Raw genomic sequence first — 13,226 nt, forward strand, 5'->3', positions numbered from 1 at the left:
TCGCTGGCGGCCCATCTCACGTGAATCTGGGAGACCATCTCAAAACTATGTTTGAGCGTAAAAGTGCTTGTTTACTCCCCAGGCAAGTTAAGACGGAGCAACTGGAATGTAGCCGGGTAGAACAAGTTGAAAACCAAGAATTTGAGCCTGTAATTCTTTCAGAGAACGAACAAAGAAGGAAGGTAGGGCTAAAACTTGAGACTGCTTTAACCACCCTAGAAAATGAAGATAAGGAAATTTCTGCTGAAGAAACGCCACTAACCATACCAATTAGTCGCAAAGATTATTTATTTGAACATATTAAGGCACTATGTGAGGAGGGCTTAACCCAACGCAGAATTGCCAGGGAATTAAGAATTAGCAGGCAAACTGTAAAGAAATATTTGATAGCCGAACAAGTACCACGTTACACTCCCCGTGCCTCCGGGCCAAGTATATTGGATTTGTACAAACCTTATATTGCACTGAGATAGGCAGAAGGAGTTTACAAAGGGGTACAACTTTTCCTTGAGATTAAAGAGCGTGGTTACACCGGGTCGTGGGCACTTATGGCTCAATATCTGGCAAAATACCGATTGAATCATCCTCCGCCAAAACCACTGAAAACTGGTCGTGGAAGACCACCTGGAGCAAGTAGTGCAGAAGGTAAGGCGCTCCCTAAGCTAAAACCACAACCACTGCTAAGTGCCAGAAAAGCCAGTTTTGTAATGTTGAAGAATACAGAGGATTTAACCGAAAAGCAGCAGGAGTTGTTGATCCATCTACGAACCTTTGATAGTGAAATAGAGACAGCTTACCAACTCAGTCAGGAATTTGTGAAAATGCTGCGAGGGCGGCAAGGTCAGAATTTAGAAGAGTGGCTGAAAAAGGTGGAACAGCAGGTGGGGCTGGCACAATTACAGGAATTGGGAAGTTTTGCGAATGGGATAAGGCAAGACCAGGCAGCAGTGAAAGCTGGTCTAACCTTGGAGTTCAGCCAAGGTCAGGTAGAGGGTCAGGTTAATCGATTGAAAACGATTAAGAAAACAATGTTCGGTCGCGCTAGATTCACGTTGCTAAGGGCGAGGGTATTACGTCCTACTGCGGCTTAACTAATCTGGGTTATCGCCCATATTTTCACGCAAAGTGCGCCAGAACCCTTTTTCCCTTGACAAAAATAAATATCGAGCGGGGGCGGTTGGTGCACCTACTCAAGGAGAAAATCTCAGACCCTGTTCTGGTACAGTTGTTAAAACTCTGGCTCAACAACCCCCGGCAACTTAACCGAGAACCGGAAATGCCGTCCCAACCTGCCCCACACAAGCCGGGTCTTGCGCCAACCCCAACTTCAGAACTTACACCGTCACAACCGGAAGGGAATTTGGTTGATCGGTTGGCTGAATTCACCCGGTTGGCCTTAGAGGGGGGGCTGGACTGGGGCATTTCCGCCTTGAGCAGTGGACAGGCGGGTTCAAATTCCGGGTACTACCGCGCTTCGGCTGGTTTCGGGACGAAGAGGGAGACGAGTGGCGCACGCCCACGCGGCAACGCTCCGAAGGGCATACCGGGCAGGAAGCCTTGAAACGTCTGGGAATGGAAGGAGCTTTGACCGGATTGTGGTTGGCAAAAAGGTTCGTGCGGCATGGTGGGGCGCTGGGTAAGGTAGCCTGCGCTAGCGCAGCGCTGGGAACTGTTGGCTCGTTAGGGCTACTGGCGCATCGGATCTGGAAAAATCGGCAGAGCTACCGTAACGCCAAAGACTCTTTAAGCGCCACGCCACAGGAAGAGGGTCGGTTGAGTTTAGAACGCACCAGAGGTATTGCCCAAGGTTCCATCCTGCCACCACTCTATTCCAATATTTAATTGAAACACTAAGCTCGGCTTATATAATAGTTTTGAACAAAGAAAAGCTTAGACTACAGCAAAGTACTCAAAAGCTAATAGACTGATGGTAACGGGAGAACCGAGGTCTCGACTTACGGCTTCATAACTGGATAGCAGTGGAGAAGACCGACTTGCAAAGACTGTTCCCCGACCATTAGCGCTAGTAGCGGCAATTAGGCTTGTTACAGCGCAGTTATGCGACTGGCTATCCGCGATAAGCTTACGCACGCGCTGAATGGTTGGGTGTCCCGTAAGTTCAATAGTGTATTGTGTAGCAGCCCTTTTAGCTGGACTAAGGTGCAAAAAATGATTACTCCTCCATGTGAAACCCCAAAGCAAGCCTCAATAGGTCGGCTGTTTGCCGTGGGTATTGATGTAGGTTGTGAGAAGTGTAGTATAAGTGTACTTCGCCCTGACAAAACAGTAGTCATCAAGCCTCTCGAATTTACTAATGACGCGCAAGGTTATGCTTTTGTGCTGACTAAGCTCGAAAGTTTAGGGGTAATACCAGCTCAAATCACCATCGGCTTGGAAGCGACTGGACGTTACTGGGAAAACTTGTATCACTATCTAGCCAGATTGGGTTATAATTTAATTCTTTTACATCCGGTCCAAACCCATCAGTTCGCACAACGTCGTGGTTTACGGGCTAAAACTGATGCCTTGGATGCTGGAACGATTGCCAGGGTAGTCCTAAGCGATGAGGCTCGACCAGCTTATGTGCCAGGTGATTTGGTGGCGACCTATCGCGAATTAGTTCGGCTTCATTCCAACCTAGCCGATGAAATTGGTCGCTATCGAAATGAAATTCACGCCTTACTTTTTGTTATATATTCCAGAATATACTCAGGTCTTTGCTGACCCCTGCCGCCCCACTGCCCTGTCCTTATTAAAGCTATATCCTAGCCGTCAAGCAATTGCAGAAGTTCCTATAGGAATTCTAAGTGCTAAACTCATTGAATTAAGTAACGGTCATTATGGTTTGAAAACCGCTGAACGGCTACTTACATTGAGTAAAAAATCTGCCAGTAGTGGGCTTGCCAGTAATGCCCGTGCCCATGGCTTAGTGATTTTGTGCGACCAATTGCTACATACCCAGGCTAACCTTGAGATTTTAGAAAGTGAAATTGCTCAACTACTGCAAAAAGATGAAGCAGCCAAGAAGTTGGCTGAAATCCCCGAATTTGGACCAAAAACCATCGCAGGGTTACGGGCAGAGCTAGGCGAAGTTGGACGTTTTACCAATTGTAATCAGGTGGTGGCCTACGCTGGGCTAGATTTAACCGTGAAGGAAAGCGGAAAATGGAAAGGCAAGGTGAAACTTTCCAAGCGTGGCAGTGGTCGGTTGCGGCGCCTGTTATACATGGTGGCATTAGTCAGTTTGCGTCTTAAAGTATCTGCCTTTGGGGACTATTACCGCGAATTAAGGAAGCGTGGCATGAATGGGCGCAGTGCATTGATGGCGGTTATGCGTAAGATGTTAATCACAGCTTACTCTTTGTTAAAGAACGACAGCACCTTCGACCCGAAAAAAGTCTGGATCGGTGCTAAGTTTGTGGCCAAAGAGTTACCATTGGTTGCTCAGGTGGCTTGACAAACTACGATGGCTTCTTTGTACCTAACTGTTACTACCTAAAACTATTATATAAGTCGAGCTTAGCAGAGATCTGTTCCTTCCTTTTTATTTGCTTGTTAAAGTCCTATTTTTGTTCAAACTCTGTCTAAGGGCATATGTTTCGGTTGTGCGCTATAATACAACAATTAAAAAACAGGAGGAATAAAAAGCGATGCCAAAGATAAAGAGACTCGGTGCGCTGGCAGCAAATTTTTTATTAGTTCTGATGTTGCTTGGCGCATGTGGTGATAACAATACCGCGACCCCCTCTCCTCTAGCCACAACTACTGCGGCTACGACTATTATAACAACACCTGTAACTACCAACACTAATACGACTGTCACTACCACAACCAACGCGGCACCCGCAGCGGCATGGACGCAAGACGGGGTTTGTTATTCACTATTTGTGCGCAGTTTTTTTGATAGTAACGGGGATGGCAACGGGGATTTGCAAGGTGTTATAGCAAAGCTGGATTATCTGAATGATGGCAAATCCGGTTCTTCCAAAAGTCTGGGAGTCAATTGCATCTGGCTATTGCCGGTAACAGAATCACCTACTTATCATGGCTACGACACCACCGATTATTACAAAATTAACCCGGACTACGGCACAAACGATGATTTTAAGAAGTTGGTACAGGAAGCGCATAAGCGCGGCATCAATGTTCTGGTGGACATGGTGTTCAATCATACCTCGATAAAGCATCCTTGGTTCCAACAAGCAGCAGCCGACCCCAAATCTCCTTACCGTAACTGGTACATTTTCAGCGATACCGATCCGGGTTATCCGGGTCCATTAGGTCAAGCATGGCATAAAAATCCATTAGGCGAGGGCTATTACTACGGTGTGTTTGATTCAAACCTACCCGATTTAAATCTGACCAACCCGGATGTTACTAAAGAGCTTTACAAAGTAACCGAATTTTGGATTAAAGAGATGGGTGTAGATGGCTTCCGTATGGATGCAATCAAGCATTTTATCGAGGATGGGCAGAAGCAAGTGGATACCCCGCAAACTCACCAATGGTTGCGTGATTATCGCAAATACTACCTCTCGCTCAAGCCTGATTTTTATACCATCGGTGAGATTTCCGCAGGGTCATCGCTACTTGGTTACTATCCTGACCAACTGGACAGCTATTTCGAATTTTCGCTGGCTTTAAGTTTTGTAAATAGCGCCAAGCGTGGGCAAGCTTCCTTTGTAAACCTGATTAAAGATGCCAATAAGAACTGGCCTAACCAACGCTATGGTAGTTTTCTTACCAATCATGACCAGCCACGTATTATGGATGCGCTGGGAAATGATATGGCGATGATGAAGTTGGCAGCTACCGCTTATCTAACTTCAACAGGTTTGCCCTTTATCTATTACGGAGAGGAAATCGGGATGCTTGGGACAAAGCCGGATGAGCAAATTCGCACGCCTATGCAATGGAGTGGCGATTCAAAAGGCGGGTTTAGCACCGGTACACCCTGGGAACCGCTCAACCCGGATGTAGCGAAGGTCAATGTACAGACGCAGGATAGCGATTCCACTTCGTTACTAAACCTCTACCGCAAGCTGATTCAAATTAGGCGAACAACTCCAGCAGTAGCGCAGGGCGATTATACCCCGCTCAACTCTAATTATTACAAAGTAGCTACCTATTTACGTCACGCCGAGAATAGCGATGTGCTAGTAGTGCTGAATATGAGTGACCAACCTATCACCGACCTGAAGCTAGATATAGATAAATCCAGTCTTGCCTCTGGTCAGTATAGCCCCACCTTACTAATGAGTCTGGATGGCACTAATCCTGCCCTTGCGCCGCTCACCGTTCAAGCGAACGGTGCAATCGTTGGGTATGCCCCATTGGCAAATATTCCCGCAACCAGCGGTTATATCATCAAGCTCAAATAAATTGAGAGCCTTGCATAAGCATCAAAATAGGCAAACCCCCGGCTGCGGGTTTGCCTCCAAATCATTTAGTCGAACTTAGTATAACCGCGCCTTGTAAAGACGCGGCAACTTTCTAATTGTTCAATTCGTGTATCAGACGCAAGCCTTGCAGTGTCAAATCCTGATCTACTACATCAATTACACCGGGCGCACCATCTGAAACAATCTCTGCCAGACCACCGGTAGCAATCACTTTTACTCTGGTTTCATTTGGATTGTATAATTCTTCTAACTCGGTTCGAAAACGGCGCACTAACCCTTCTACCAAGCCGATATAGCCATACATTATGCCAGATTGCATGCTGGCGGTCGTATTTTTACCAATAGCATTGGCTGGAGGAATCAATTCCACCCGATAAAGTCGGCTGGCTAACTGAAATAAGGCTTCGGCAGCAATACCAATACCGGGCGCAATTGCGCCGCCTAAATATTCACCGTTGGCTGAAAGCGCATCAAAGGTAGTGGCAGTACCAAAATCAATCACCACCGCAGGACCACCGTAGTAATGGAATGCCGCCACCGCGTTTACAATGCGGTCTGCGCCGACCTCACGTGGATTCTCATAGCGCACCGCCACTCCGGTTTTGATACCCGGTTCAACCACCAACGCTTTATCCTTAAAATAGGTTTCCGCCATTTCAACCAGAGCATTTGTCAAAGGTGGTACTACGCTACTGATTACAACCGAGTGCACTTCTTTAGGATTTATACCACGATGCTCCAGCAGAGTTAAAAACATCAAGCCCCATTCATCCGGCATACGCCGACGTTCAGTTTGGACACGCCAGCTAGCTTTAAGCTCATCACCGATGAAAACACCGACTACTACATTGGTGTTACCCACATCAATTGCCAGCAGCACGTTATCTCCTCCTATTGGCTCACAGAATATTTTGGAAAATGTATGCTCAATTATACAATACTCTGCGGCATTGAAGCAGGTTATATCCGCATCAGTTCAGGAATAAAAAAAAGACCGTGAAGACTAAGCAGGCAAGCCTGTCGGTCTTTACGGTCAGTGTTGGTTTAGAACAGGGTTATCAGCACAAGCCAGTTCGTGCTAATACTACTTTACCGTATGAGCTTGTAAATTCCATTACAAAGGCGGCTAGCGTAATTACGGTTGTGTCATTTTTTAACGAGTTTTTAACGAAAGTCAATCTAATTGATATCATCCGTTTTTAACTTTCTGAATCATAACAAAGAATGCATTACTGACGAAAAGCCATACATTTATCACCGAAGGATTGCTAACATTATTCTATTTTCAGAGAATTATTTAACAAAATTATAAGATTTAAATAGACCATTATGATGCTATAATACTTAATAATTATGGAGAATAAACTACTAAAAATTGCATCCAGTTTTATTTTAACTATCTGCCTTTTCATCTTCGGTGCGAACACTGTTTTCGCCAATGGCGGTACCATCATCTTTGCGCAGGATGTGGGACCATTTAACGTTATCGTATCTCGCAGCCCTACTCCGCCTACCATTGGCGCTTCTGTACATTTGAGCATTCTCATTACCAAAGCCAGCAATCCCCAGAAAGTTACAGATGCCACTGTTATTGTAAATCCAGCTATGCCGGGTATGGATATGCCGGGTGTGACTCCGGTTCGAGCTTATCGCGGTCAAACCGAAAACACCTATGATGTGGATATTCCGGTGAACATGGAAGGGCAGTGGACTTATAATATTCAGGTTATCAGCCCTCAACTAGGCGAAAGTAATTTTCCCGTGAAAGACAAAGTTGAGAAAGCCGACGCACCTTGGATTATTATCATTGCGATTCTGGTAGGCTTACCTATAATGGCGGGCGTGACATGGTTCCTTCTTTTCCGTAAAACTTCTTCGGACGATGAAGACGAGGAAAAGACAATTTCTGAGCCGACACCCGAAAGTAAAAAACGCTAACCTATTTAAACTGGGAAGGAAATCTCAGTGGCAAATAAAAGAGTTATTCAACTTCAACCCATCTTTGATTCCACCGATATTAGTAATGCACATCCTCGAAGAGGTGAACCTGATAAGGAAAATCACGGTTTTGACCTACTTGGAATTCGCTGGTTGCGGAAAATAATGCTGTGGAAACACACCCGCAGCGTTTTTCAGACCGTTCTATTACTTTTTTCGGTTATGATTATTCTGGATGGCTTCCTAGGTGAACAATTTGCCCCCAAAAATGTCGCCACTACCCTGAGTTGGATTGATTACCGCATGATTTTGGCGCTGAGTGTATTGGTAATCGGCGGGGTTTTTTGCATGAGTTGCCCTTTTGTGCTGGTAAGTCGCCAGATACAAAAGCGAATCGGGCGTAATCTGCCCTTTCCTCACTTCCTGCGAAACAAATGGCTTCCCACCATCTTGCTGTTGCTTATTCTCTATTGCTACGAGGTTTTCAGCTTGTGGAGCAATCCATTATTGACGGCAGTTGTGACACTGGTATATTTTGGTGGGGCGGTTGCGGTGGATAGCGTTTATAAAGGCAACGCCTTTTGCAAATACGTCTGCCCGTTAGGTTTATTTACTCAGGCATATTCGATGGTAGCCCCCACCGAAGTCAAGAGCAAATCTTTCACCTTTTGCCACGACCATTGCAAAGGTAAGGAATGTATAAACGGCAATAGCGGCAAGCAAATCACCGGTTGCCAAACTTTTCTGTATCTTGGTACAAAGACCAGTAATATGGATTGTAGCTATTGTCTGGACTGTATTCGGGCTTGCCCTCACGACAATATTGCTCTACAGGTGCGTCCGGTTACCCAAGAGCTAAAGGGAAATCTCAAAAAGCGGGACTTTTCTCTAGCAGTGATGGCGTTACTAATCTCGTTTGCCTCGCTGTTCAACGCAGCAGGAATGATTGCACCGGTACAGGAGTTTGAACGCTCCTTTGCTGAAACTCTCGGTTTGAAAGATACGATTATAACCTATACCTTGATGTTCTTGTTTGGTTTGGTGGTAGTACCTTTAACTCTGGGATGGTTGGCAAGCCTGCTCACTAGAACGTTGGCTAATACTAACGATACCTTGCACAACATCTTCAAACGCTACGCGCTAGGACTTTTTCCGGTAAGTTTCGGGATGTGGATTGCACATTATCTTTATCACTTTCTAATCGGTGGCTTGGGTATCATACCCGCTTTCCAGAATTTTTTTGTAAAGATGGGAATACCTGTCTTCGGGCAACCCGATTGGGCAATCTCAACTGTAATTCCCCGCGACTGGCTAGGGGCAATCACCCCAATGCAAGTGCTGATTGTTTACGTAGGTTTTATGGTCAGTGGGGTTAGTATTTGGCAAATCAGCCATAAAATGTATAAGCGCAAGGTAGCCGGTAAGGCAGCGTTACCTTTCTTATTTTTAACATTGCTAATTGCGGTATTCGGAATCCTCATTTTGCTACAGCCGATGCAGGCACGCGGTACTTTCGGAGCATGATAGCGCCCGCGAAACAGGCGCGATTAGAAGCGCTTCAGAACAAAACCATTCGGTTGGAACTAAAAATTAAAAGACTCAAAGCTGCAAATGAGCGTTTTTTGTGGATACGCACGCTCCTTTTTTTCGGATCAATCCTGTTGGCAAGTATTGCCGGGTATAGTTGGGGTATTTGGCTGGCATTGTCAGTTTTAGCGCTGTCACTGATACCCTTCGTCTTGATTGTGCGAATAAACCAACGATTTGATAAGTCAATCGAACGCTATAACGGCTGGATGCGCCTTACCCGACAGGATATAGCCCGAATCCGCCTTGCTTGGTCTGGTATCCCCTCCTTTAAAATTCCGGCTCTCTCCGGCTTTGACCATCCTTTTGATAGAGACCTCGATATTTGTGGCGATTTTTCGCTACATCAATTAATTAACACTGCCTATACTCAGGAAGGCAGTTTGCGCTTGCGTGATTGGCTTTTACAAACCAACCCTTGCATAGAAGAAATCCAGAAACGTCAGAAATTAGTAACCGAACTGGCGCAACTCACTCTTTTTCGTGGCAAGTTACAACTGATTACGAGTTTGAATGCCAATAATCTCTCTGAGGTTTGGAATGGTCGTCGTTTGCTGGAATGGCTACAACGCCATGTAGTCTCAAAATCACTTGTCCCTGTCACCTTAATTCTGAGCGGATTAGCTTTCCTCAACCTATTGCTACTGGGATTGTTTGTAATTCAGTTAGTTCCGGCGTTGTGGCTAACCACTTTCGTACTCTATATAATCATTTATAACCTGAAAGGTCTGGAAACCAGAGGCATATACGAGGAAGCTTATAGCCTTCTGGACGGGCTGAGTAACCTCAAAGAAGTGTTACTATATCTGGAAAAATACCGTTACGGGCATCATAAAGCATTGTATGAGTTATGCCAACCCTTGCTGGAAAGCAAAAAGCGCCCCTCCGCTTTAATCAAAAGACTTAATCGCATAGTAACCGGAATAGCGCTCCAAAGAAATGGGGTTATTTGGTTAGCTTTGAATGCAGTTATACCTTGGCGATACTATGCCACTTTATTACTTGGCAAAATTCAAGCCGAAATTCTGGCGGATTTACCGGGTTGGCTGGAAGTATGGTATGAACTGGAAGCGCTCAATTCACTGGCAAGCTTTTGCTATCTGAATCCTGAATATACTTTCCCCGAAATAAAGGACTCCGGTGAGCCAATAATCAAAACGGAGGGTTTAGGACATCCTTTGATTGCCCCGGATGCCAAAGTTTGCAATGACTTTTCGATGCGTTGGCAGCATACACAACTTGCCTTGATAACGGGGTCGAATATGGCAGGCAAAAGCTCTTTCCTGAGAGCAGTGGGCGTAAATTTGAGCCTCGCTTACGCCGGTGCGCCGGTAAACGCCGCCAACTTTACCACCTCGCTTTTCCGGCTTTACAGTTGCATCCGAGTAAGCGACTCGGTGACAGACGGCTTTTCTTATTTCTATGCGGAAGTGCGGCGCTTGAAAAGTTTGCTGGAATCTGCGCGTGCTGCCTCAGCACAACCGCTTTTCTATTTAATTGATGAAATCTTCCGAGGCACAAACAACCGCGAACGGTTAGTGGGTAGTCGAGCTTACCTCCAAACACTACTCACCGAGAATTGCATGGGCTTGGTTGCTACACACGATCTCGAATTGGTTAAACTCGAAACCGAAGCCGCCTTGCTCAAGAATTACCATTTCAAAGAAGATGTTCGCGAGGGTAAAATGTTGTTCGATTTCAAGCTCAGGTCGGGACCCTGCCCCACCACTAATGCTTTGTTGATAATGCGTTTAGAGGGTCTTCCGGTTGGAGAAGATTGAACGGCATCAACTCTTCGACTTCCCCAGATAAACCTCACAAGCATCATCCTGACATGCCACTTCTTGCTTGCCCATCAGCAAATAGCGATTGTCGGCTACCAGCAAATAAGCCGATTGCGCCAACACATCGAAACCCGGCACTTTCCAGAGATAGGATAGCGGTTTAAGCCCCTTATTTAAATACAAAATATAGCGAACTGCTTGCGCCCCTTTGATAATTTTGCCTTCAGGGGTCACAATGTGCATTTCACGTTGCGCCGCTTTTGCTTTGATATGGTAACGCGCTTGAATTTCAGGGTTATTTATGTCAAGTGGCTTTATACTACCCTTTGGAGCCAGCTTCAAAGCCTGTTGACTGCTGGCGGTGCAAAAGCGACAGGTGGCATCGTATAGCAATAACGCCGGGGGCTTTTTAATAATACTCATTTTATATACCTCGCTCTAATGCTAGCAGCCATCGGAATTGATGTCAATCATTATAGTGAGTGAACAGGTCAGAACTATTGATAAAAATCGTTTCCCTACTACCCCACCGTCCAATATCTTCCGTTGGTTCAAAACCTCTGGGCGCTGTTTCAAACTCAATGACTTTTTGAGCATTGCGGTGAGGAATAAAGAAGGTAATGTCAATTCTCTTGTAACTGCGAAATGAAATAGGCTCAAACGAATCCTAAAATAACATTCCAATTGCGAAATAATTTTTTATAACTGCGAAAAAGTATGAGATTCTCTCATAACTGCGAAAAAAGTATTTTGAACTCAAAATCTCCAATAACTGCTTAGTCGGCAAGTTTTTTTTCTCAGAAGTATTGAAATAAAACCAACTAACTTCTATGCATTTGAAAGGTTTCCACACCTAGTGAATTTATTTAAATTCGCTTACCCTGATGTGTAATAATTCTTTTTATTGTTAGGGCTGAGCGTTTTTACTTTACAATCTCGAGCTTAGCTCGAGATTGAACAAAACAGGTTAATAACAAGCGGCAAAAGCTAGCCGTTCAAGTTCAGCCCGGGTAACTAAACAGATTTCTGGGTAAGAAGGGGATGTCTGAAAACTAAATTCCCTCCACAATCCCCTTCTTACCCCGGCTAAAAGATCACCGAAAGTCAAATGCTCCTTGCGATACCAGGCACTCTGCGCTGGTTTTAATTTCCCTGCCTGATACAGCTTCTCGCCTATCAATGCTACCAGGTTGTATAGCCCTAATAGTAATGGAGTGCTTCGCTCACTCGCCCTGTCACTCCAGTACCGCTGGGTTTCAAAGCCTAAATGGGCTCGGCTTTCTTCAAATGTTACTTCCAGTGACCACCTTTTCACAAATTCAACTACTATTTCCCCGGTTGGTTGCCCCAGATCGGTAGAGAAAAAGGCTCGAACCTGCTCTTCTTTCTCCGGGTCTCGTACCAACACCCACCTGATCGGTAGTGGGGTCTCCCCGGTGTGATACCATAATGCAGTTCCGCTACTCAGTTCTAACCTTTTGAGCTTTCCTCCATACCATTCTAATTGGCTAAATTAAATTGCCAACTGGTGGTTGCATCTGTCAGGCGTTCGTTTAGATTTGGTTGCCGCTTGCCTACCACTCTTGGTCTGCCCGTCCAGGCTCGCAAATCTCCCACCGGGTCGAATAGCCTAGCATCCAGTCTAAGCGGGGCAATCAATGTAATATCAAGCTCCCGGCACTGGTGCCCAAATTTAAGGGCACTGTAAGCGCTATCGCCCACCAGTTTCAGTTTTAGCTTGGGCTACCACCGTCTCATTACCCTGAGTAGTTGAGCCGCTACCTCCAATACTGTCTTATGCCGCACCCCTAATTTCTGGCTGGTTTTAGGGGTAAGAACGGTAGCAGTTAAAAAAGGTAAAGCCCAGTACAAAGCGCTCCAGGGCACTTTTACCGCTAGGGCTATCGCAGACCACTATTGGTTATATTAAGTCCACCACTGGAAAGCAGGCTATCCCGCCAATGACCTCGTTTGCTTAGTTTGCGACCCCAACGCCGTTCTAACGTTTCATCAATTACCAGGGTAACTTCCTGGTCAGAACCTACAAACTGTTGCAGCAGGACTGCCAATAAGGTACGGCTAAGCAAAAGGGTAGAATAACGTGCCTGGTTGAGCAGATGGTGGAATTTGGCATAATTAGGGTTATTGGCTAATCCCAGGTAACGCAGAGCCGCGCTAACCGTATGCCGACCCCTGGTTAATATTACCCCGGAAAACAACAACAGCATTTTCTGAAAAGTAGGGCGGGTAAAATGTGGGCGGAAATGCCCCAACACGGTTATAATTTCAGTTGGAAGGAACATTTTCTCCTCGCTTTCGATAGTGGTTTGGTGATTACTATCTTAGCAGAGCTCTGTTCCTTCCTTTTTATTTGCTTGTTAAAGTCCTATTTTTGTTCAAACTCGAGCTTAGACAGAGTAGAATTGTGAGATAAATCATTTGAAACAACCGCAATTATTATTAGTCTTATACTAAACTAGTCGCGATGAAGAGTCTTTTGAATAAAGTTTTCTGC

The 13,226-nt window shown here is 45.5% G+C and carries 15 protein-coding genes; 10 read left to right on the top strand and 5 right to left on the bottom strand.

What is annotated here, in order from left to right:
- The first annotated feature begins 47 nt into the window (after positions 1–47).
- The 7 genes from OZ401_RS15560 to OZ401_RS15590 all read left to right on the top strand — a co-directional run bounded on the left by OZ401_RS15560 (position 48) and on the right by OZ401_RS15590 (position 5,381).
- On the top strand, positions 48–473 hold the full coding sequence (locus OZ401_RS15560; RefSeq protein WP_341467996.1) for a helix-turn-helix domain-containing protein: 426 nt from the start codon (positions 48–50) through the stop codon (positions 471–473).
- A gap of 75 nt (positions 474–548) precedes the next feature.
- A complete protein-coding gene (locus OZ401_RS15565) occupies positions 549–1,091 on the top strand; it encodes a transposase (protein ID WP_341467997.1) in 543 nt (180 codons plus the stop codon).
- 56 nt (positions 1,092–1,147) lie between these two features.
- Positions 1,148–1,561: a hypothetical protein gene (locus tag OZ401_RS15570; RefSeq protein ID WP_341471375.1), complete on the top strand. Its 414-nt coding sequence runs from the start codon at positions 1,148–1,150 to the stop codon at positions 1,559–1,561.
- On the top strand, positions 1,558–1,842 hold the full coding sequence (locus OZ401_RS15575) for a hypothetical protein (protein WP_341471376.1): 285 nt from the start codon (positions 1,558–1,560) through the stop codon (positions 1,840–1,842). Before OZ401_RS15570 ends, OZ401_RS15575 begins: the two co-directional genes overlap by 4 nt.
- A 216-nt stretch (positions 1,843–2,058) precedes the next feature.
- Positions 2,059–2,724 (top strand): IS110 family transposase, encoded by a 666-nt coding sequence (locus tag OZ401_RS15580; protein WP_341471377.1) that lies wholly within the window; start codon positions 2,059–2,061, stop codon positions 2,722–2,724.
- Positions 2,666–3,457, top strand: a complete 792-nt coding sequence (locus OZ401_RS15585) for a transposase (RefSeq protein WP_341471378.1) — start codon at positions 2,666–2,668, stop codon at positions 3,455–3,457. The genes OZ401_RS15580 and OZ401_RS15585 overlap by 59 nt, the downstream gene beginning before the upstream one ends.
- Before the next feature lie 193 nt (positions 3,458–3,650).
- Positions 3,651–5,381, top strand: coding sequence for an alpha-amylase family glycosyl hydrolase (locus OZ401_RS15590; protein WP_341471379.1), 1,731 nt, complete (start codon positions 3,651–3,653; stop codon positions 5,379–5,381).
- Positions 5,382–5,493: 112 nt separating this feature from the next.
- Here the strand turns inward: OZ401_RS15590 and OZ401_RS15595 are convergent, their stop codons facing one another.
- Positions 5,494–6,282 (bottom strand): type III pantothenate kinase, encoded by a 789-nt coding sequence (locus tag OZ401_RS15595; RefSeq protein WP_341471380.1) that lies wholly within the window; start codon positions 6,280–6,282, stop codon positions 5,494–5,496.
- Between the two features lie 473 nt (positions 6,283–6,755).
- Here OZ401_RS15595 and OZ401_RS15600 point away from each other — a divergent pair, with 473 nt between their 5' ends.
- Genes OZ401_RS15600 through OZ401_RS15610 form a run of 3 tightly spaced genes read left to right on the top strand, consistent with a single transcriptional unit; the run spans position 6,756 to position 10,708 of the window.
- On the top strand, positions 6,756–7,340 hold the full coding sequence (locus OZ401_RS15600) for a hypothetical protein (protein ID WP_341471381.1): 585 nt from the start codon (positions 6,756–6,758) through the stop codon (positions 7,338–7,340).
- A 27-nt stretch (positions 7,341–7,367) separates the two neighbouring features.
- Positions 7,368–8,864 carry a 4Fe-4S binding protein gene (locus tag OZ401_RS15605; protein ID WP_341471382.1) on the top strand — a complete coding sequence of 499 codons (1,497 nt, stop codon included), beginning with the start codon at positions 7,368–7,370 and terminating at the stop codon, positions 8,862–8,864.
- The gene (locus tag OZ401_RS15610; RefSeq protein WP_341471383.1) at positions 8,861–10,708 is read left to right on the top strand and encodes a MutS-related protein; all 1,848 of its coding nucleotides are present in this window, start codon (positions 8,861–8,863) and stop codon (positions 10,706–10,708) included. Before OZ401_RS15605 ends, OZ401_RS15610 begins: the two co-directional genes overlap by 4 nt.
- 6 nt (positions 10,709–10,714) lie before the next feature.
- Here the strand turns inward: OZ401_RS15610 and OZ401_RS15615 are convergent, their stop codons facing one another.
- The 4 genes from OZ401_RS15615 to OZ401_RS15630 form a co-directional block, all read right to left on the bottom strand.
- The gene (locus OZ401_RS15615) at positions 10,715–11,134 is read right to left on the bottom strand and encodes a thiol-disulfide oxidoreductase DCC family protein (protein WP_341471384.1); all 420 of its coding nucleotides are present in this window, start codon (positions 11,132–11,134) and stop codon (positions 10,715–10,717) included.
- A 544-nt stretch (positions 11,135–11,678) separates the two neighbouring features.
- The gene (locus OZ401_RS15620) at positions 11,679–12,119 is read right to left on the bottom strand and encodes a hypothetical protein (RefSeq protein WP_341471385.1); all 441 of its coding nucleotides are present in this window, start codon (positions 12,117–12,119) and stop codon (positions 11,679–11,681) included.
- Between the two features lie 92 nt (positions 12,120–12,211).
- A complete protein-coding gene (locus OZ401_RS15625; RefSeq protein WP_341471386.1) occupies positions 12,212–12,370 on the bottom strand; it encodes a hypothetical protein in 159 nt (52 codons plus the stop codon).
- A 242-nt stretch (positions 12,371–12,612) separates the two neighbouring features.
- Complete coding sequence (locus OZ401_RS15630; RefSeq protein WP_341471387.1) at positions 12,613–13,014, bottom strand: transposase; 402 nt, start codon at positions 13,012–13,014, stop codon at positions 12,613–12,615.
- Positions 13,015–13,226: the final 212 nt, after the last annotated feature.

The organism is Candidatus Chlorohelix allophototropha, from assembly GCF_030389965.1.
Taxonomy (GTDB): Bacteria; Chloroflexota; Chloroflexia; order Chloroheliales; family Chloroheliaceae; genus Chlorohelix; species Chlorohelix allophototropha.

What these genes read in the sequence shown, in the direction of transcription:
- OZ401_RS15585 (WP_341471378.1), top strand. Translation starts at nt 2,666, where the DNA reads ATGAAATTCACGCCTTACTTTTTGTTATATATTCCAGAATATACTCAG.
- OZ401_RS15565 (WP_341467997.1), top strand. Translation starts at nt 549, where the DNA reads ATGGCTCAATATCTGGCAAAATACCGATTGAATCATCCTCCGCCAAAA.
- OZ401_RS15590 (WP_341471379.1), top strand. Translation starts at nt 3,651, where the DNA reads ATGCCAAAGATAAAGAGACTCGGTGCGCTGGCAGCAAATTTTTTATTA.
- OZ401_RS15600 (WP_341471381.1), top strand. Translation starts at nt 6,756, where the DNA reads ATGGAGAATAAACTACTAAAAATTGCATCCAGTTTTATTTTAACTATC.
- OZ401_RS15615 (WP_341471384.1), bottom strand. Translation starts at nt 11,134, where the DNA reads ATGAGTATTATTAAAAAGCCCCCGGCGTTATTGCTATACGATGCCACC.
- OZ401_RS15610 (WP_341471383.1), top strand. Translation starts at nt 8,861, where the DNA reads ATGATAGCGCCCGCGAAACAGGCGCGATTAGAAGCGCTTCAGAACAAA.
- OZ401_RS15580 (WP_341471377.1), top strand. Translation starts at nt 2,059, where the DNA reads ATGCGACTGGCTATCCGCGATAAGCTTACGCACGCGCTGAATGGTTGG.
- OZ401_RS15560 (WP_341467996.1), top strand. Translation starts at nt 48, where the DNA reads ATGTTTGAGCGTAAAAGTGCTTGTTTACTCCCCAGGCAAGTTAAGACG.
- OZ401_RS15630 (WP_341471387.1), bottom strand. Translation starts at nt 13,014, where the DNA reads ATGTTCCTTCCAACTGAAATTATAACCGTGTTGGGGCATTTCCGCCCA.